At 42.0% G+C, this 21,157-nt stretch carries 16 protein-coding genes; 9 read left to right on the top strand and 7 right to left on the bottom strand.

What is annotated here, in order from left to right:
• Positions 1-15: 15 nt before the first annotated feature.
• Positions 16-1,206 (bottom strand): phosphoglycerate kinase, encoded by a 1,191-nt coding sequence (locus tag FG28_RS06320; RefSeq protein WP_036380902.1) that lies wholly within the window; start codon positions 1,204-1,206, stop codon positions 16-18.
• Between the two features lie 133 nt (positions 1,207-1,339).
• Between FG28_RS06320 and FG28_RS06315 the strand changes: the two genes are divergently transcribed.
• The 5 genes from FG28_RS06315 to FG28_RS06295 are packed head-to-tail and all read left to right on the top strand — an operon-like array spanning position 1,340 to position 4,389.
• Positions 1,340-2,491 (top strand): DNA polymerase III subunit delta', encoded by a 1,152-nt coding sequence (locus tag FG28_RS06315; RefSeq protein WP_036380900.1) that lies wholly within the window; start codon positions 1,340-1,342, stop codon positions 2,489-2,491.
• A gap of 14 nt (positions 2,492-2,505) precedes the next feature.
• Positions 2,506-2,901 (top strand): hypothetical protein, encoded by a 396-nt coding sequence (locus tag FG28_RS06310; RefSeq protein WP_036380899.1) that lies wholly within the window; start codon positions 2,506-2,508, stop codon positions 2,899-2,901.
• 31 nt (positions 2,902-2,932) lie between these two features.
• Complete coding sequence (locus tag FG28_RS06305) at positions 2,933-3,262, top strand: antibiotic biosynthesis monooxygenase (protein WP_036380897.1); 330 nt, start codon at positions 2,933-2,935, stop codon at positions 3,260-3,262.
• Between the two features lie 47 nt (positions 3,263-3,309).
• On the top strand, positions 3,310-3,876 hold the full coding sequence (locus FG28_RS06300) for a Crp/Fnr family transcriptional regulator (RefSeq protein ID WP_036380894.1): 567 nt from the start codon (positions 3,310-3,312) through the stop codon (positions 3,874-3,876).
• A gap of 57 nt (positions 3,877-3,933) precedes the next feature.
• Complete coding sequence (locus FG28_RS06295) at positions 3,934-4,389, top strand: membrane protein (RefSeq protein WP_036380891.1); 456 nt, start codon at positions 3,934-3,936, stop codon at positions 4,387-4,389.
• Positions 4,390-4,433: 44 nt separating this feature from the next.
• On the opposite strand, the gene FG28_RS06290 is transcribed toward FG28_RS06295, so the two are convergent.
• From FG28_RS06290 to FG28_RS06270, 5 genes are all read right to left on the bottom strand, one after another.
• A complete protein-coding gene (locus FG28_RS06290) occupies positions 4,434-4,940 on the bottom strand; it encodes an OmpH family outer membrane protein (protein ID WP_036386230.1) in 507 nt (168 codons plus the stop codon).
• A gap of 240 nt (positions 4,941-5,180) precedes the next feature.
• Positions 5,181-6,011 carry a class I SAM-dependent methyltransferase gene (locus FG28_RS06285; RefSeq protein ID WP_036380890.1) on the bottom strand — a complete coding sequence of 277 codons (831 nt, stop codon included), beginning with the start codon at positions 6,009-6,011 and terminating at the stop codon, positions 5,181-5,183.
• 197 nt (positions 6,012-6,208) lie between these two features.
• A complete protein-coding gene (gene mnmG, locus FG28_RS06280) occupies positions 6,209-8,077 on the bottom strand; it encodes a tRNA uridine-5-carboxymethylaminomethyl(34) synthesis enzyme MnmG (RefSeq protein WP_036380887.1) in 1,869 nt (622 codons plus the stop codon).
• Positions 8,078-8,079: 2 nt separating this feature from the next.
• Positions 8,080-8,499 (bottom strand): rRNA maturation RNase YbeY, encoded by a 420-nt coding sequence (ybeY, locus tag FG28_RS06275; protein WP_036380885.1) that lies wholly within the window; start codon positions 8,497-8,499, stop codon positions 8,080-8,082.
• Entirely contained in the window at positions 8,492-11,890 is a 3,399-nt protein-coding gene (locus FG28_RS06270; protein WP_036380883.1) for a hypothetical protein, read from the bottom strand. Before FG28_RS06270 ends, ybeY begins: the two co-directional genes overlap by 8 nt.
• Before the next feature lie 163 nt (positions 11,891-12,053).
• On the opposite strand from FG28_RS06270, the gene gltX reads away from it, so the two are divergent.
• Positions 12,054-13,556 (top strand): glutamate--tRNA ligase, encoded by a 1,503-nt coding sequence (gene gltX, locus FG28_RS06265; RefSeq protein ID WP_036380881.1) that lies wholly within the window; start codon positions 12,054-12,056, stop codon positions 13,554-13,556.
• An 85-nt stretch (positions 13,557-13,641) separates the two neighbouring features.
• Positions 13,642-14,568: an SPFH domain-containing protein gene (locus FG28_RS06260; RefSeq protein ID WP_036380880.1), complete on the top strand. Its 927-nt coding sequence runs from the start codon at positions 13,642-13,644 to the stop codon at positions 14,566-14,568.
• A 304-nt stretch (positions 14,569-14,872) separates the two neighbouring features.
• Here the strand turns inward: FG28_RS06260 and FG28_RS06255 are convergent, their stop codons facing one another.
• Complete coding sequence (locus FG28_RS06255) at positions 14,873-16,558, bottom strand: glutamine--tRNA ligase/YqeY domain fusion protein (protein ID WP_036380878.1); 1,686 nt, start codon at positions 16,556-16,558, stop codon at positions 14,873-14,875.
• 265 nt (positions 16,559-16,823) lie between these two features.
• Between FG28_RS06255 and FG28_RS06250 the strand changes: the two genes are divergently transcribed.
• Positions 16,824-19,085, top strand: coding sequence for a gliding motility-associated C-terminal domain-containing protein (locus FG28_RS06250; RefSeq protein ID WP_036380876.1), 2,262 nt, complete (start codon positions 16,824-16,826; stop codon positions 19,083-19,085).
• 2 nt (positions 19,086-19,087) lie between these two features.
• On the top strand, positions 19,088-21,157 hold the full coding sequence (locus FG28_RS06245) for a PorP/SprF family type IX secretion system membrane protein (protein ID WP_036380873.1): 2,070 nt from the start codon (positions 19,088-19,090) through the stop codon (positions 21,155-21,157).

Genomic DNA, 21,157 nt, shown 5'->3' with positions numbered 1-21,157 from the left:
TCCATAACGTATAAACTAGTCCAATATTGCAGCGATTCCCGGCAGGGTTCTACCTTCAAGGCTTTCCAACATGGCACCTCCTCCGGTGGACACATAACTTACCTTGTCCTCAAAGCCAAATTGCTTCACTGCGGCCACGGAATCTCCACCGCCCACAAGGGAAAATGCACCATCTTGGGTGGCTTCATCAATATAATTCCCTACGGCGATGGTTCCATTGGCAAAGTTTTCCATTTCAAAAACACCTACCGGGCCGTTCCACAAAATGGTCTTGGAGGCCAAAATAACCTGTTTGAAAATCTCCAGGGTTTTTGGTCCGGCGTCCAAACCTTGCCATCCATCAGGGATTTTGTCCACATCCACAAATTGGGTGTTGGCGTTGTTGTCGAAATCATCGGCGGCCAAAACATCAACAGGCAGGTACACTTTTACATTTTTGGCTTCGGCATGTTTTAGGATATCCAAAGCCAAGTCCATTTTATCATCTTCACAAATGGAATCCCCAACTTTGCCGCCTTTTGCTTTAACGAAAGTATAGGTCATACCCCCACCAATGATGAGATTGTCCACCTTATCCAAAATGTTCTCAATAATGGTAATTTTGGAAGACACTTTTGCTCCTCCCAAAATAGCCGTAATGGGTTTCTCCCCTGTCTGCATTACCTTGGCAATGGCGTCAATTTCTTTGGCCAGCAGATACCCGAAGCACTTATTGTTCGGGAAAAATTGGGCCACAATGGTGGTTGAGGCATGAGCACGGTGAGCAGTTCCAAAGGCATCGTTCACATAAATATCACCGTGTTTGGCCAAAGCTTCAGAAAAAGCTTTATCACCAGCTTCTTCCTCATTATGAAACCGAAGGTTTTCCAACAGAAGCACCTCACCATCTTCCAGTTTCGCAACGGCATCATCGGCAACTTTTCCCACACAATCCTCGGCAAATTTTACTTCCACTCCTATGATTTCAGAAACGGTTTCAACAATATGGGAAAGGGACATATCTGGGTTGACCTTTCCTTTTGGTCTTCCCAAATGGCTCATCAGAACAGCAGAACCACCATCTTCCAAAACTTTTAAAATAGTGGGTTTGGCCGCTTCAATCCTACTGGTGTCCGTGACATTGAAATCACCGTCCAGAGGAACGTTGAAATCAACACGGATCAATGCTTTCTTCCCTTCAAAATTGTAATCGTCTATCGTCTTCATGCAGTGTGTCTTTATAAGAAGCTCAAAAGTAAAGATTTCCTGTCTTTTGGTCTTGTTACATGGGTTATATTTTTGACGTTTTCCAAAAAAATCGTCACAAAGACGGGCGAGCTAAAAAATGTATCTTTGGCTTATGCTGTACAAAAATGTTTTAGGGCTGGAACATATCAAAAACCATTTGGTGACCACCGCCAACTCGGGCAGGGTGGCACATGCCCAATTGTTTGTGGGGCCCGAAGGTTCTGGGGTGCTCCCCATGGCCTTGGCCTATGCACAATATTTGTTGTGCGGCAACACCGGTGGCGAAAACGAGGGTGAAAATACCGTTTGCAATACCAAATGCAATTCGTTGACGCACCCTGATCTGCATTTTGCGTTTCCGGTTTCCAATTCGGATAAGGTGAAGTCGCATGCGGTGAGCGACCACTATCTGGAAGAATGGCGACAATTTGTAAAAGAGCAGCCCTATGGTAATCTTTTTGATTGGTATCGACACATTGGCATAGAAAAAAAACAAGGGCAGATAGGGGTGGACGAAGCCCAGGATATGGTAAAAAAGTTGTCCTTAAAATCCTATGAAGGGGGCTATAAGGTGCTCATCCTTTGGATGGCCGAAAAAATGAACCTTTCTGCTGCGAATAAACTCTTGAAACTGATTGAAGAACCACCACAAAAAACGGTTCTGCTTTTGCTGGCTGAAGAAGAGGAGCAAATCATCAACACCATTCGTTCCCGATGCCAGATTTTACACTTTCCGCCTTTGACCGAACAGGTGATTACGGACGAGCTGGTCAACAGGGGTGCAAGCGCAAGTGTGGCACACAACATAGCGCAGGAGGCCAATGGCAACTTCAACAAGGCTTTGGATTTGATGAACAAGGATTCCGAGGATTTGGTGTTTGAACGTTGGTTTGTGCAGTGGGTCCGTAGCGCTTTTAAAGCGAAAGGCAACAAAGGGGCCATTCAGGAATTGATTTTATGGAGCGATGAGGTGGCCAAAACGGGCCGGGAGGTGCAAAAGCAGTTTTTAAACTACTGCCTTACCTTGATGCGCCAAGCACTGCTGCTCAATTACAAAGCCCACAATCTGGTCTATACCAAAGTTCATGTGGAAGGTTTTGACCTGAACAAGTTTGCGCCTTTTGTGCACGAAAACAATATTTTGGATATTGTGGAAGAGTTGGAAAAGGCCATTTTTCACGTGGAACGTAACGGTAATTCCAAGATTATCTTTACGGATCTATCGATTAAACTTACAAGGCTTTTGCATACCAAAGCAGCCTAAAAATATACTGGACTATGGAAAATTTATTATCAAATGCCACAGAAATTCTGCTACTGGCTTTTTTGACCATCACCTTTTTACAGAGCGGCATTGATAAGGTCTTGGATTGGAAAGGCAATTTGGAGTGGCTCAGTGGCCATTTTTCCAAGACTCCATTTAAGGGAAGCGTGCCCGTTTTGTTGGGAATTGTGCTGGTTATGGAAATCATGTCCGGGGTTCTTTCTGCGGTGGGGATTGTTCAGTTTGTGGTGGAAGGTGAAAGCTCCATTGGTTTTTTTGGGGCCATTCTTGCCGCCCTTACGCTTTTAATGCTCCTTTTGGGTCAACGTGTGGCTAAAGATTATGTTGGGGCCCAAACCATTGTTGTATATCTTATTCCTACTGTGTTCTTGGTCTATTTAATGCAATAATTGCTAAACTTATTAGTAGAAACACTGTTTTATGGCAACAACACCCTTTGTATATATTTGGGAATACGTAGTTAAGAAGGAATATCTGGAAGAATTCAAGAACGTGTACGGTTCAACGGGCGATTGGGTTCAATTATTCCAAAAAGCTGATGGATATATTCTAACCGAGCTTCATCAAGATGCTTCAAATCCACTGCGGTTTGTAACGGTTGACTTTTGGAATTCAATATCAGATAGGGACAATTTCCGAAATCAATTTGCAAAGGAGTTCACCGCTATTGATAAACATTGTGAAAATTTTACGGAAGAAGAAAGGTTTATTGGTGACTTTAATTGCGATACCAATCGATTTGTAATGTAGGCTACTACAGGAAAACGTACATAAATCCGTTAACCTTAAAATCAATTTTGGAAGAAATCAAACACTATTTTGAGGAACATTTCGGGATTTCTTCTCCTGATTGGGATATCTTTTCCTCCAAATTGACCCAACATTGCTTTCCAAAGAAATCCATTCTGCTCTCCCAAGGAGAAACGGAGAACCATCTTTCCTTTATATCAAAAGGAATTGTACGCCAATATGTTCCTCTGGCGGATGGCGAACTTACCTTCGGTTTTGCTTTTAGTAGATCATTTATAAGTGCATACGATTCATTTATATCACAAATGCCTTCCAATTATGCGGTGGAAACCATTACCGAGACTGTACTGTGGCAGTTGACCTATAATGATCTTCAGGAGGTGTACAATACTTCACAGGTGGGTGATCGTATTGGGAGAAAAGCCAGTGAGGAACTCTTTTTAAAAAAGTGCAAACGAGAACTTTCCCTGCTTTTGGATACGGCGGAGGAACGGTATCTAAAATTGTTCACGGAGCGTCCAGAGTTGATTCGTGAAATTCCATTGAAATATATTGCTTCCTACATTGGTGTCACGCCTCAGGCATTGAGCCGTATCCGAAAACGGATTTCTTAACCCAGGTTCATTGTTTGCAATGCCTCAATTGAAGAGCTTTGCCCAAAAAGCAAAGTAATGAAGCCCTTTTTTGTTCTGGTTGTTGTTTTTATAGTTTGCGCCCTGCTATTGAAATTGGTGGCGGGTCAGGTTAACTATCGTCTTTCCGCCCAAATAGCCATGGCTTGCATGTTGGTCTTTACCGCCATTGGACATTTTGCTTTTGCAGAGGGGATGAGCACTATGCTACCTGATTTTTTTCCCATGAAGAAAGAACTTGTATTAATTACAGGTCTGGTGGAAATTGCTTTGGGAGTTGGATTGGTTCTTCCGCAATATAAATATGCCTCTGCCTGGATGTTGATCGTGTTTTTTATCCTTGTCCTGCCAATAAACATAAGATCTGCTATTGGGCACATCAATTATCAAACTGGAGCGTTAGATGGCCCCGGGATATCCTACCTTTGGTTTAGGGTTCCCTTGCAATTGTTTTTTGTGCTTTGGGTGTATTTCTCAACCATATTTGGGAAATAAAAAACCCACTCTTTTTGAGTGGGCTTTTGTACATTGTTTTGAGCTTACTTCTCGTACTTGTCGTTCAATATCTTTAGAATTACATCTGTGAGGTTTTGGGCTTCCTCTCCATACAGCACGGCACCACCATCTCCGCCACCCAAAATATAAGTGTAGCCATTTGCCTTGCCGTATTCCTGGATTTCTTTTTTTACCTTTTTCACCAAGGTGTCCATTTCAGATTGACTGGTCTGTTGCAATTGTTGTTCTTCTTGTTGCAATTGCTGACCGATAAACTGGCCGCGTTGCTGCAATTGCCCATATTCTTCCTGGGCATTCTGTTGGGACATTCTTTCTGCCTTGGTCTGGAAGGCCTGTAGCTCCATTTGGAACGCTTGTGAAATACTGTCCCTCCTTTTGGTCATGGCGTCTGCCTTGGTCTTGAAGCGGGCTTCCACATCAATTTTCTCTTGATAGCCGTCCAGCAACTTTACACTGTCCACATATCCAATCTTATTCTGCTGACATGCCATTGCAATCAGGGCAATAGCGAGTACCATAAATTTTTTCATGTTTGTCTTTTTACTGATGCGCAAAAATAGGAAAGCTTTTGGAATGCGGGCCATTATCTTTTTGTGAACTGAAAAAAGTAAAAACCGCCACCATTGCGATAAACTATTCTTTCTGGCCTTTATAATTGATGTTATCTATTCTATTGGCTTTCAGAAACAGGGCTCTACGAGCGTTTCTTTTTCCCAAAAGGGCTTTGTGCTACTTGATGGCATTAAATTGAATGGCGACGAGATAAAGCCCTATTTCCTTCGTTTTAGAACATAAATCAAGGAAGAATACTCTTTGGTGAAGATTCCTTTAAGGTTGGACCACAATCCGACAAAAAAAGCAGTGATCAAATACAATTTATTCCCTTTGTATTTTTCGGAGAGCATGGAAACATAAAACGCATCAAACCACATAGGCCGAATTGAAACAACTTCCATTTTATGTTTATCAAAAAGTTTGGCTATGGCTGTTCTGGAAAAATGCCACAGGTGTCTGGGCACATCGTATCCTGCCCAATGACTTCCATAATGTTTGGCATCATACGACTTGAAATTAGGAACAGCAACAATCAATGTCCCGTCATCTTTCAACAAGGAAACTATTCTATTGATCTGTTCCTCCAAATTGGGAAGATGTTCCAAAACGTGCCAAAGGGTGATTACCTGAAACTTTTGATTTATTATGTCTTGCAATTCCGCTTTCAATTCCACTCCTTTACCTGCTGCAAGTTCCCTTGCCTTAGCATTGGGTTCTACACCCACCACATAAAACCCCACTTTCCGGGCGCTCAGCAGAAAATCCCCGGTTCCAGCTCCGATATCCAATAAAGATTCAGAGCTATCTAATTGACTTTCAATTAGTTGAATCTTATTTGAAAGGTTTTTTCGCTTTACGGCCTGATAGAGTTTATCTGTAAAGGATTCTTTGGCATCTGTATGTGAAATGTATTCTTCACTTTCATAATAGGGTGATGAGTCTTCCGGTTGTGGCCGTGTCGCCAACATGTCCAAAACATCATCTTGCCATAATTCAAAAGATTCACCCGAAACAGAATAGTCTTTAGTTTTTAAATACAACTTCATTATAATTGTGTGTGACCAAGTATTCGCTTTTCTGGTTTCGAAGATAGGGTAAAACTACATCCCTTGAAATAATACATTTCCCCAAACAACCCATTTGTCATATTCTTGATGAAGTGAGCCAAAGTTTGAAATCAAATTGCTGAATAGACCAAAAAGTGTTGATTTGAATTACGTTCCACGTGGAACAAAAAAGTAATTTATCTACCTAAATAGACCAAAAGAACACTAATATCAGAAGGAGAAACACCACTAATTCGTGATGCCTGGGATATGGTTACGGGGCGGATGGATTCCAACTTCTCGCGTGCTTCAAAAGAAAGGGATTTGAGCTTGGCATAATCAAAACCATCTGGAATTCGAACACCTTCCAAGCGCTGAAGTTTATCTGCATTGTTCTTCTCCTTTTCAATGTAACCTGAATACTTCACCTCTATTTCGGCTTGTTCCATCACTTCAGAATTCAGCTCATTTTCTTCCACAAACTCCGAAACTGAGTTTAACTGAAGCATGTGATCCATGGTTACTTTTGGCCGTGAAAAGACCTTGAAAAGTTTATCGGATTGACGAACTGTTGCCGAATCCAAAGACTCTAAAATAGGATTGATTTCTTCTGGATCAAAACTTGTCTTTCTAAAAAATGAAACAAAACTCTCGGCCTTTTCCTGTTTCTTCTCCATTCTACGCATACGTTCTTCCTTGGCCAAACCAATGGCATAACCTTTCGGTGTAAGTCGTAAATCTGCATTGTCTTGACGAAGCAGGGTTCTATATTCAGCCCTTGAAGTAAACATACGGTATGGCTCCTCGGTTCCTTTGGTAATTAAATCATCAATTAAAACCCCAATATAAGCCTCATCCCTTCTCAGCACAAAAGGTTCCTTTTCATTGATTTTTAAATGAGCGTTGATACCCGCCATTAATCCTTGGGAGGCAGCTTCTTCGTATCCTGTGGTCCCATTGATTTGACCGGCAAAATATAGGTTGTTGACCAATTTGGTTTCGAGGGTATGCTTTAATTGTGTAGGTGGAAAATAATCGTATTCGATGGCATAGCCTGGTCTAAAAAATTTGACGTTTTCAAATCCTTTTACAGATTTTAAAGCCCTGTATTGAACATCCTCCGGTAAAGAGGTTGAGAATCCATTTACGTAAACTTCAACGGTGTGCCAGCCCTCTGGTTCCACAAAAATTTGGTGCGAATCCTTATCCGCAAAACGGTTTATTTTATCCTCAATTGATGGGCAATAGCGCGGCCCAATACTTTTAATTCTCCCATTGAACATCGGTGAACGATCAAAACCTTCGCGCAATAAATCATGAACCAAAGCACTTGTGTGGGTCATATGGCAGTCACGCTGAGTTGTCAAAACTGGGGTCTGCAAATAAGAAAACTTTTCGGGTTTGGCGTCACCGGGTTGTGGAATCATAACAGAATAGTCCAAAGACCTCCCATCAACTCGTGGTGGTGTACCGGTCTTCATCCTGCCGCTATCAAAACCAAAATCAACCAACTGTTCGGTGATTCCAGTAGCGGCTTTTTCCCCTGCTCTACCTCCTCCAAATTGTTTTTCTCCGATATGGATCAAGCCATTCAAAAAAGTGCCATTTGTTAAAACAACAGCCTTTGACCTAATATCAATGCCAAGAGAAGTTCGTACTCCAACAACCTTGTCACCTTCAACCAACAACCCGGAAACCATTTCCTGATAAAAATCCGCATTGGGTGTATTCTCCAAAGCCAACCGCCATTCCTCAGCAAAACGCATACGATCATTCTGTGCCCTTGGGCTCCACATGGCAGGTCCCTTTGACTTGTTGAGCATCTTAAACTGAATGGCTGACTTGTCGGTAATGATTCCGCTATATCCTCCAAGTGCATCAATCTCACGAACTATTTGCCCTTTGGCTATTCCGCCCATAGCAGGATTACAGGACATCTGTCCAATGGTCTGCAGGTTCATTGTAACCAACAGTGTTTTTGAGCCCATGTTTGCCGCTGCGGCAGTTGCCTCCGCGCCAGCATGGCCTCCTCCAACTACAATAACATCATATTCCTTTTCAAACATTGCTATGGTTCCACGTGGAACATTTTAATTTTTTCTTCCTCTTTTGTGCGCATCACTTCCTTCTGTGCGTTTGATTTATCTCCATACCCCATCAGGTGCAAAACACCGTGGCTCATCACCCTTAACAGTTCGTTTTTAAAATCAACCCCAAAGGTTTCAGCGTTCTCCTTAACCCGTTCCGATGAAATAAAAATGTCACCCGAAATGGTCTTCCCGTTTGAATAATCAAACGTAATAATATCTGTAAAGGTGTCATGATTTAGGTACTGCTTATTGAGCTGCAAAAGAAATTCATCAGAACAAAAAACATAGTCTAACTGCCCCAACTGATACTCCTCTGAATCTAAAATTCTACTAATCCAATCGGAGTAATTGGCTGTGTCCTTTAATACCAAATCAGACTTAAAATGAAACTCAATCATTTTTAAAATACACCTTAACCCTACGCTCGTAATTTTGCCGCAAAGGTAGTGCTTGTCTATTTAATATTTCAATGTCGTTCTGGTAATCTTTTAAGAGCTCAGGACGCGTAGTAATAGGATTGGTAAAATTGGTCTTATTGGCGTTGCTCTCCCTTTCCTTCTTTTTACCTTGTTCCAAGGTCGCATTCTCTAATTTCATCAACTCATGTTGAATGGTATTGGCCTTGCTCTTCGTTCTTTCCGTAATTCCGTTCTCCAGTAAATCGTTCTCAAAGTCCTCCATTTGTTTGAGCAATTTTTTGGCTAGATCCCCATCTTGCTTGTTGATCATATCCTGCAACTGCTGTTCCAACTTCTGTCGTAAAAACTGTTGTTCCTTATAGATTTCATATATCTCATTCAGTCCCATTTCATCCTGACCAATTCCTTGATTACCAGTTGAGCCATTTTGCTCTCCACTGTTCCCCTCACCTTGCTTGCCACTTTGTTGGCCTTGTTGGCCATTATCCCCTTGTTGCTGTCCATCTCCTTTTTGTTCACCCTCGCCTTTTGAAGATTTACCCTGCTCACCAGAACCCTGCATCTTTTCCTGAATACCCTGCTGGCCTTTTATGATGTCCGGAAGTTGAAAATCCGAGCCTTGTCCACTTCCCTGACCGGCCTTCATGTTCTGTTGCATATTGTCCAAGATATTGGCAAGGAAATCAGCAAGTGCATTAGTGGCATTAATAACATACTGCTGGTACGACGCCCCTTGGTAAATTTGATTTTCTGCGATACTCTCCAGAGACTTGTCAATGTTATAGTACACCTCCGTAATCTGTTCATTAACAAATTCTGAAACCTCTACCCTACGAAGGGATAAGGCAAACAAACTGTCATCAACATGTTCAAACAACCTCCGCAATTCATTTTGATCACGGACGGTTTTGGAGAATTGGGAAATGTCAACATCAGCACTTTCAATCTTATCAAAAAGGTTTTCCTGCTTGAACGAAAATGTTACCAAATTATCCAAGATTTGCCTAAGCATTTCAGCATCCTCAGTGTCCTCTGAACCACCTCCACCCATGGCCCCCTGCTGAAGTGCTTCGCTCATCTCCTGCATTTTTTGCGCCGCTGATTTTTGTTTTTGGGTGATCTTATTACCAGATTGCATACGTTCCTGACTATCCGAAGATTGGTCATTTCCTTGGTGTTTATTTATCTCCTCCAAAGCCTCTTTCTGGTCATTCTTTACATCCTCAGCTTGCGACTTGGATACATCCATATTCATGGGCTTTTGAAGATTGTTATTATCCTTTAATAGTTCCTCTAAGTCTTTGGACAGCTCCTCAAAACTTTCATTAAGTTTTTCTTGTTCATCATTAGAGAACTTTTGACCAATATCCAATTTTGATAAGATGTCTTGCCTTTCAGCTAATTTTTCGAGCTCCTTTGACAAATGTGAAGCTTTCTCTGTTACGTAATATCTTTTGGTCAGCTCCAAAAGTTGCTCCAAATTTCTCGTATTCTTACTTTGGTTTTTGCCCAGTTCTTCCAACTTTTGTTGTAGTTCTTCTTTATTGATTTTATCCGATAACTCATTCAACTCTTTAAGAAGCCTTTCATTCTTTCTGGCTTCCAATTCTTGTCGCTCCAAACGCTCTTGCAACATCTTCTTAAACTCACTGTCCTCCTTATGATCCTTACCCAAGCTCTCCTTTAAATCCTTGCTGAACTTTTCCATCATCTGCTCTTGCCGCTCTTGCTTTTGCAAATAATCTTTAATCTGATTTTTATCTTCAAAAGTCAATGCCCGTTCTTCCTTTTGAAGGTTATTGATCTTGGACAACGCTTCCTTCTGACTTTTATACTCTTCAAGGGACTGGTTCATTTTGGACAAAGTACTGTTTTGAAATTCTAAGTCTCTATCCTTCAATTGATTATCGTCATAAAGTGTAGCATTGAAGGTCTCGCTTTTAGTAACCTTTCCTCCTCTAACACCATCATTATCAACAACTTCAAAGTATAATTTGTAGTTTTTGCCCTCCTTCAACCGAAGTCCGGAAGGAAATGTATAATAGAACTGGTACACATTACTGTGGGGGTCCTCCAAGGATATTCGCTGAATCTTCTGGGCATCATCCGATGGATAGCAAACCAATCTGATCTGACTAATGCCATAATCATCCGCCGCTTGACCTGTATAAAACGATTGATTTGGGTTCAAGGAATCCAAAACTTGGTTTACCTGAACCGTGGCCCTGGCATCTTTAACCACATCGATGCCATAGGTCAATCGTTCAAAATCGGAGACATGTTGGTTGGACGTACTCAGTTCATACACAAAATCATTGAACAATCTTTGGACATGGGTAAATTGATTTCCATTCCTTTCAAAAACAAAACTTGTGTCCGCAGCGTTCATTCTGATGCCGTCCACGCTAGTACCTTCAATCAGCCAACTCAATCGCGTGCCTTCGGGCACAATAGCATTTCCAGTACCGGTAACCACTTCAGAAGGTCTATTGAGATATGTTGGATAATTCAATTTCATTTGAAAATCGACCAATGCAGGGGTGCTATAACTCTTTATAAAATAGCTCCGCGAATTCCATCCATTCGCTGTAAGATAAAACGAGCTTTCAGCAACCGGTGCCTCAAATGTGTAACTATATACATCACCTTGCTGCTTCAATAGAAGCTCTTCCCCATTAACAACCATGTAGACGCTTTCAGGCTTAATGCTGCCCTCAGTGGCAACGGTAATGGTCAACGCCTCACTATCCAAAACTTCCAACTTATCATTCAATACACGAAACGTGAAAGGAGCGGGACGCTCATAGGCCATGTCATAATTGACCACCCTTTTATGGGAATTAAAAAAAGAAGCGATATTCCCAGAAATCCATATAAAACCCAATAAGCCCAAAGGAATCAACACAAACTTGGCATACTTATAACTATCCTTAAAATTGATGGCTTCTACAAAAGGGACCGGACCAAGGCCATTGGCGCGTTGCTCAATACTGGCCAGCAATAAGTCCGACTTTTTAGGGTTCTCTGAAAGTTCAAGCAAGTTGAGCAGTCTGTCATCCACTTCGGGAAAGTGCTTTCCGATGAGCAAAGAAGCTTCACGATTATCAATACCCTTTCGCAATCGAAACAAATACGACAACGGAACGGCTATAAACTGGTAGAGCAAAAAAAGTTCTACAACAATAAACAACAAAAACAAGGTCAGACGCCATCCGTTACTGAGCCAAAGTAAATATTCCAAGGACATGACCGCCATCCAAAACAATAATCCCAGGGTTACAAAAAGCAAGCTTCCCTTGATCAATTGCTTGGTGTAGTACTTCCTGGTGAAGCGTTCCAACTTGTTTAAAATGTCCTGATAACTGCCCAAAACAAGTAATTTTTACCACCAAGATACCCGATACAAGGGAATTCATCTGAAAATTTTTGTTAAACCTTAACTATCAGTCCATTCACCAATTGGAAAACATGAACAGAATCCCTTTTCAAAATCATAACAGGCAGTGTATCTTTGCGCCTCAAGCGCATGAACCATGAGTGACACTGTTCGGGTACGATTTGCCCCCAGCCCCACCGGGCCTTTACATATTGGCGGTCTAAGAACCGCTCTTTTCAACTACCTGTTTGCCAAAAAACACAAGGGTGATTTTATCCTTCGTATTGAGGACACCGATCAAAACCGTTATGTTGATGGTGCCGAGCAATACATTATTGAAGCATTGAATTGGTGTGGGATTCCTTTTGATGAAGGCCCAGGAAAAGAAGGCAATTTTGGTCCATACCGACAAAGCGAGCGCAAAAATCTCTATAAAGATTATGCGTTGGAACTCATTGAAAAAGGGAAAGCGTATTATGCTTTTGATACGGCAGAGCGATTGGATTTCCATAGAAAAGACCATGAGGCAAAGGGAAAGACCTTCATCTATAATTGGCATAACCGATTGAAGCTTTCCAATTCGTTGTCCCTAACTCATGAAGAAGTAAAGATCAAATTGGATGCAGGTGAAGAATATGTGATTCGCTTCAAATCACCACAAGACCAAGAACTGGTATTGAATGATATCATCCGTGGTGAAATTAAAATAGATACCAACGTTTTGGATGATAAAGTTTTGTTCAAAAGCGATGGTATGCCCACCTATCACTTGGCCAACATCGTGGACGATCACCTGATGCAGATTACGCATGTAATTCGGGGTGAGGAATGGTTGCCCTCTTTGGCTTTACACCAACTTTTGTATGATGCCTTTGGGTGGCAAGCACCACAATTTGCCCACTTACCCTTGATCATGAAACCGGTTGGAAAAGGAAAATTGAGCAAGCGTGATGGAGAAAAAGGGGGCTTTCCGGTTTTTCCCTTATCTTGGAACGAATCCGAAGGCTACCGAGAAGCTGGTTTTTTCCCAGAAACTGTGGTGAATTTCTTAGCGCTTTTGGGGTGGAACCCCGGAACGGAACAAGAAATATTTTCCCTGGAAGAGTTGATCAATGCTTTTGGCCTGGAACGCGTGAACAAATCAGGTGCGCGGTTTGACCCAGAAAAGAACAATTGGTATAATCAACAGTGGCTACAACGAAAAAACGATGTAGCGCTTGCTGAATTGTTTATACAGCAATTATCATCCAAATCCGTCGATGCCACAAAAGACTACGTCACCAAAGTCGTTTCCTTGATTAAGGAACGGGCAAGTTTTGTTTCCGACTTTTGGGATTTGGGCAATTACTTTTTTGAAAGTCCAACCTCATATAACGAAAAGGCCGTTAAAAAACAATGGAAAGAAGATACCCCCGAAATCATGGGCGAAGTCGTTTCCATTTTGGAAGGGATTACGGATTTCACTTCTTCAAACATTGAAACCATTGTCAAAGATTGGATTGGCAAAAAAGAACTTTCCTTCGGAAAAGTGATGCCTCCATTCCGGCTGGTCATTGTGGGTGACATGAAAGGGCCCCATTTATTCGATATCTTGGAGCTTATCGGAAAAGAAGAAAGCATTCAGCGCATCAAAAATGCGATTTCCGCACTTGCCAATTGACGAATATGTAACAAAACTTGACGGTTGCCTACCTATATGTTAGAGAGTTTCGTAATTTCCATTTCTAACATAAAATCTAAAGGCCATGGGCAACTATTTATTCATCCCGATTCTTTTTATAGGGCTTATTATTCTTTTTAAGTTCTTTTTTATTGTAAAGCAACAGACCGCGGTTCTTATAGAACGGTTCGGTAGATTTCAAAGCATCCGTAACTCGGGGCTACAGATGAAAATTCCCATTGTGGACCGAATTGCCGGAAGGCTAAGTCTAAAAATCCAACAGTTGGACGTTATTGTTGAGACCAAGACCTTGGATGATGTTTTTGTAAAACTAAAAGTTTCCGTGCAATACGTGGTCATCAAAGAAAAGGTCTACGAGGCCTTTTATAAACTGGAATATCCCCATGACCAAATTACCTCTTATGTGTTTGATGTGGTCCGTGCCGAAGTCCCAAAAATGAAGTTGGACGATGTCTTTGTAAAAAAAGATGATATTGCCATCGCGGTAAAAACGGAATTGCAGGATGCCATGCTGGATTACGGGTATGACATCATAAAAACTCTAGTGACCGATATCGACCCTGATGCCCAAGTGAAAGCCGCCATGAACCGAATTAATGCGTCAGAACGTGAAAAGATTGCGGCCCAATTTGAAGGCGACGCCGCAAGAATCCTAATCGTGGAAAAAGCAAAGGCTGAAGCGGAAAGCAAAAGACTGCAAGGTCAGGGTATTGCCGATCAGCGTAGAGAAATTGCCCGAGGTCTGGAAGAATCGGTAGAAGTATTGAATAAGGTTGGAATAAATTCGCAAGAAGCTTCTGCTTTAATTGTGGTTACCCAACATTATGATACCCTTCAGGCCATTGGTGAGGAAACTAATACCAATTTAATATTGTTACCCAATTCTCCACAAGCAGGAAGCGATATGCTAAACAACATGGTGGCGTCCTTTACGGCAAGCAACCAAATTGGAGAAGCCATGAAACAACATAACAAAAAGAAAGAAGAATAATTAATGTCGACTGCGCCTGTCTGCTGACAAAGGCAGGCTCGATGTAACTCTAGCTAAAAAAAGGGAGCAAATTTGCTCCCTTTTCCATTTCTATACTGAAATTTCTTACTTAAAAATCTTTGGATGGCCCAAATCACCACTTCACGGCGAAATCCTTGATTGAACGGTTTGTGGTGAAAGATCGCAAATGAATCCTTAGAATTGGATGGCCCTTTTACAAAAGCCCATTAAAACGCCTTAAAACAAGCCATTTTTAATAAATAAACCGAATGGTTTTGGCGCTCTGGAATAAGAAAAACTTATACTAGTTTTTTTGTTCCAATTTGGCCCAAGTGTCCCTCAAAGTAACTGTTCGATTAAAAATGGGATTGTCGGGTGTTGAATTCTTATCCACATTAAAATATCCCAATCGTTGAAACTGAAATTGATCACCTGGGTGAACCTCTTTTAAACTTGGCTCCAAATACCCCGTAACCTTTTCCAAAGAATCTGGGTTAACGAAATCCATAAAATCCTTGTCCTTATGTCCATCAGGGGTAGGGTCATTAAAAAGACGGTCGTATAACCGAACTTCTGCGGTCACGGCGTGAGGAATTGAAATCCAATGCAAAGTACCTTTCACTTTACGCAAGCTCTCCTCCGTTCCTGATCCACTTTTACTTTTTGGATCATATGTACATTGCACTTCCACAACAGTACCATCAGCATTTTTGGTGCAACTATCTGCCTTAATGATGAATCCATTTTTTAAACGAACTTCGCCACCTAATTTTAATCGAAAAAATTTACGGTTGGCTTCCTCTCTAAAATCTTCTTGCTCAATGTAAAGCTCCCTGGAAAATGGTACTTGTCTGCTACCGGCTGATTCATCCTCCGGATTGTTCTCAGCTTCAAGCCATTCCTCTTTTCCTTCTTCATAATTGGTAATGACCAACTTTAATGGATTAAGGACTGCCATCACCCGAGGTGCAATTTTGTTCAAATGCTCACGCACATGGAATTCTAACAAGGAAACATCAACCACATTTTCACGCTTGGCTATACCAATGGTATCTGCAAAATTCTTAATGGATTCCGGGGTATATCCCCTTCTACGCAAACCGGAAATAGTGGGCATTCTCGGGTCGTCCCAGCCTTCAACAACACCTTTTTCCACTAACTGGAGCAGTTTTCGCTTGCTCACTACCGTATGACTGAGGTTTCTTCGGGCAAATTCTCTTTGTTTTGGGCGTAATTTATTCTCTGATACCAATTGGTCTAAAAACCAATCATACAGTTCTCTATGTGGTAAAAACTCCAGTGTACACAAGGAGTGGGAGACTTGTTCTATATAATCGCTTTCCCCATGGGTCCAATCATACATTGGATAAATACACCAATCGGTATTTGTGCGATGGTGCGCTTTATGAAGAATCCGGTACATTACAGGATCACGCATTAACATATTGGGAGCTGCCATATCGATTTTGGCTCGGAGCACATGGGCGCCTTCCTTGAACTCCCCATTCTTCATACCCTCGAACAACTTCAAATTCTCTTCAACAGAGCGGTCTCGATATGGGCTTTCCGTTCCAGGTTCGGTTGGAGTCCCCTTTTGATCGGCTATTTCCTCTGAAGTTTGACTGTCCACATACGCCTTTCCTTGCTTGATCAGCGCAACGGCCCAATCATACAACTGCTGAAAGTAATCTGATGCATAACACTCCGTATCCCACTCATAACCAAGCCAGGACACGTCGTTCTTTATTGCTTCCACATACTCTTTTTCCTCCTTTGCCGGGTTGGTATCATCAAATCGAAGGTTTACCGGGGCGTTGTATCGCAAACCCAATCCAAAATTCAAGCAAATAGAACTTGCATGGCCAATGTGAAGATACCCGTTAGGCTCAGGGGGAAACCGAAAACGAAGTTCATCCCTTTTGTATCCATTTCGCAAGTCATCTTCAATGATGTGCTCTATAAAGTTCAATGATTTAGCTTCTTCCGCCATATCCAAATTTTGAAGCGCAAATGTAGTAAAAACCAGTGTTCATAGCTATTATTCCCCACTTGGTGTATACAAAGAAAGCCATTTCACAACACTTTTGGTGCCACCTACAACAATATCTTTCCTTTCGACGAAAATAAAATCATATTTGTTATTAGAAAGCTATATGAAAAAGTGGCGCCAGAACAGCGCTGCAACGAACTAACGAAATTAAGGGGCACAAACTAACGGGCAAAACATTGCCCTCAACCTCTTAAAACTAACGCTGATGAAAAAAAGTAGTTCAACGTATGGCATTCTAGTTCTGGCCATGGCCATGATGCTGATGGGCACCTCCTCTTTGGTGGCCCAAGTGCTCAACAAACCTACTGCCGCGGACAATCCCAACTTGGCCGGAAACTCGGCCTGGACCGCAGCATGTGCCTCAAGCAATTTCAACGAATACTTTGTGAACTTTACTTGGAGTCCCCCCTTGGTAGACTCCAACAACGAGTTCATTCTGGAGCTTTCTGATTCTTACGGAAACTTTGGCTCTCCAAGGGAATTGGCCCGTGTATCTGACAAAAATACCATTTTTGATTTCGAATTTGAGTTTGCGCTTCCTGATGATATCCGTGGCGAAGGCTACAAATTTAGGGTTAGAAGTACCAGTCCGGCTAAAACCAGTCCAGCTTCTGACGCTTATTCCATGTACTATATTGATTACAATTTACCATTGCTCATCAGTGAAAATGGGAGTGGAAGCATTCCTGCTGGAGGAGTAATACAAATCTGTGATGGTGGTTCGGTCACCCTGAAGCCACACAATATTCCCAATGCAAACACATATCAATACAACTGGTACAGAAGCGGCACGCTTTTGCCACAAAAAACAGAAAGTATCACAGTTTCAACCCCAGGCATGTATTATGTGGAGTTGGATTATGGTTCTGTATGTTCTGGTTCTGCCAATACCCTTTCCAATACCATTGAAATAAGCAATGGTAGCAGTTTGGGCATTGCCATCAATGGAGATAGCGACGTAGAGCTTTGTCCCGGTGATTCGTATACGCTGGAAGCCAATATTACAGGTATGGGCCTAACCTATACGTGGTATAAAGATGGAAACATAATAAGCGGGCCAACTTTAGAAGCGTCCACCCTTGCCATAAACACAGGGGTAGATGGATTTGAAGGGAGTTACGAAGTTCAAATTGGAGGTGCTTCAGCCTGTGCAGAGCGTTCATCAGCGGTCGTTCTTAGAAGCGCAGGTTCTTTTGAGGTATCTAGACAGAATGCTGAAAATATTGTGCTATTGCCCTCTCAAACCAAAACACTTTCTGTAAGTACTACGGCAACTGCTCCTGCCTACCAGTGGTATAAAGATGGTACACCCATAACTGATGCTACAAGTAGTTCTTTGGTAATCAACTCAATAGGTGAATATTATACAGAAGTAACCGACAACGGAGGAAGTTGTGCTTCAGGGCCTAAAGCCTCAGAAACCACAACTATTGTTTCTCCTGATTCCTTTGAGTTGGAGATTGAATTTATTGGAGCGTATTCTGATTGTGAAAACACCGATGCTACCATAAGCCTTTCTGCTGTTAATGCCGTTAGCGATAACGGTGCAAAGACCGATGTTACCTCAGAACTGGAATCAGCATTTACCTATCAATGGAAACTGGATGGTGCCACCATAAGTGATGAAACCTCAAAGACTATTACGGTATCCAATCACGAAAAGAATGGTGCGTACAAATTGGACGGAACTTTGGATGGCTTTAACGCTACATCCAACACCTTGAATGTAAAGCTAACCTCCAACCAAAACTTAAGCATCTCCGCCAACGGAACTGTTCTTTGTGAAGGTGGCGAGGCCATCACATTAACAAGTTCACAAGATTTATCTGATCAAACCTTTGAATGGAAAAAAGACGGTCAGATTATAGACACCTCATCAGAAAGCTTTAGCGTAAATGAAATAGGTGTATATCAATTGGTTATACGTACCAACGATTGCCCAATGGTCTCCAATGAAGTTACCATCCGGGCATTCGACGAGTCTTTGCTTGTTCTGGATAAGCCTAAGGACCTTATTATTATAGAAGGTGAAACCGAAACCATTACCGCCAGCGGTGCGGATTCCTACAAATGGTATGATGCAAATAATAATCTTATAGCCACACAAGATTCCTATGGCTTCCAAGAGGAAGGCCAATATCTGCTTGTGGCCAGCTTTGGCAGCTGTACGGTAAGTCGCGTTATCACGGTTACCTACAGGGATATGTTCGCGATTCCCAACGTAGTTACTGCCAATGGCGACGGAATAAATGACCTATGGGTGCTGCCAAATACATACTCCAGAGACCAGAATGTACTTGTTACCATCTTTAATGAAAGAGGGGAACAAGTGTTCAGTCAAACCGCGTATGCAAATAATTGGCCGCAATCCACCATGGCGTTCAACAAACCCAGTATGATCTTCTATTACAAGATCTCACGGGGAGGAAAAGCCCTGAAGCAGGGCACCATAACTGTTATTAAATAGCGATGCAGACCAAAAAACCGATACTATTACTTACATCTTTCTTGCTACTTTTTTTCTCCGCGACAATGGTTCACGGACAGGAAGAAGATCCCTTTGTACCCTATAACATTCCTTCGCAGAACTTGTTGAAGTTCAATAGATTTTTATTGAACCCAACGTTTTCAACGGTTCGTGAAGACAAGTCCTATATCAATTTGTTTCATAGAAACCAATCGGTATCTTTTGATGACAACAACCAAGTATATTTCTTGAGTTATAGTGGTAGGGTAAGTGATAGGAGCGGTGTCGGTTTAAGCTTGTTTACCAACCGTGAAGGGCTTTTTAACAACTTTGGTGTGCACGCTAACTACGCCTACGGAGTACGTTTGGGCGAGGAGAGTACGTTCACCTTTGGAGCCAACTTTTCCTATTATCAAAGTGCCTTTAACCAAGATAGGGCCAATGCCGTTGAGGACGACCCTTTCTTGAATACTTTGGAAAGTAGTTCCTTGGTTAGTTTTCAACCCGGATTTAACTTCTCCTTTGGGAAGTTTGACATTGGTGGTTTTGCCGAAAACCTTTTTGACTACAACCTGAAAACCAGTGAATCAGTAACCGATTTTGCTGAGAAAACTTATTCGGGTCACCTACAATATACCCATCAGTTTGAAAACGGGGCGGGCATCATGGAACAAGCTCGGCTAATGCCCCTGGCCCGTGTGCGAAAAGTAGGGGATGAAAATCTGGTTCTAGGTGGAAATCTTATCCTGGATCTGCCAAAATTGGGCTGGATACAAGCCGGATACGACGACTTCTATGGAGCTTCAGCCGGTTTGGGTTTCAATTTGAACAAAAACCTATCCTTGGGATATACCGTTGAAAAAGGCTTGTCCAACAACTTTGAAAATTTTGGGGTAAGCCATGAAATTTCCTTGGCCTACTCCTTTACACCCAACCTTACCGAAGACCGCGTAATGCTGGAACAAGAGGGCGAAGAGCTTGTGGAAAACGAAGATGTTCCCCAAGACAGCCTCAACATAACAGAAAAAGATCTTGAAATCGCAGAACTCAAAGAAAAATTGGCCGAAAACGATGCCATTTTGGATGAACTTCTCATGCGCCAAGATTCCATTGAAACCACTCGAAGACAAGACTTGGAGAAAAGATTTGAGACGGTCATGAAAATGGTTCGCCGTGAAACCCGTGGTGAAGATCCACAGTTGGAAGAAAAGGCCAAAGAAGTCTACTTTGCCAATATGGACAGTGCTGATTTGGTCACAACAAAGAAGCAGCCTTTAGCCAACCATGGTTTGTCCAACACCACAGCCGCTAAAAAGGTCATTCGTTTAAATGACGATGGTGCCAAGAGCAGAGTGGCCAGCACCTCTGGTGTCAAAAAAGACAAAACAATTCGGGCCAAAAGAACTTCAAAGACCCATTTTAAATCCCATGCCATTCCAAATGTAACAAGTGGCCACTACCTAATTGCCAATGTGTTCAGGAATGAAGACAATGCAACCGCTTTTGTGGAAAAGTTACAATCCCAAGGTATTGATGCCGGGTACTTTACCAATCCCAAAAATGGCCTCAATTATGTGTACTTGGATGGCTACAAGGAGAAAAAAGAGGCCCTGAACGCCTATCATTCCAATTTGAACGGATCCTATCAAGGTGATGCTTGGGTAATGAACGTAAACGATGGAAACCAAGGATTTGGTGGATTTAGCTCCACAGCCGATACCCAGGATTCAAAATATGATGATAATGTGCTACACAAGAATGTGGCCAAAACAATGCTGGGCAAATCAAAAGCATCCTACAAAACCTACAAAATAGGTGGTATAGGTTCAGGTTATTACATCATAGCCAATGTTTTTGAAAGCTCATCAAGTGCCAACCGCTTTGTAAAAGAATTGAACGCAAAAGGGCTGAATGCCAGCTACTTCATAAATCCAGAGGACAATTACAGATACGTATACCTCAAAAAACATGAAACCTGGAACAATGCCCTAACCTCATACTACTCCAAACTAAATGCCTCGTATGATGACGAAATGTGGATCCTACGAGTAAAACCGAACTACAATAGCTAA

The sequence above is a fragment of the Muricauda sp. MAR_2010_75 genome (genome assembly GCF_000745185.1).
GTDB lineage: Bacteria > Bacteroidota > Bacteroidia > Flavobacteriales > Flavobacteriaceae > Flagellimonas.
The sequence above is the reverse complement of the archived record's forward strand: the minus strand, read 5'-3'. Positions and strand labels throughout refer to the sequence as shown.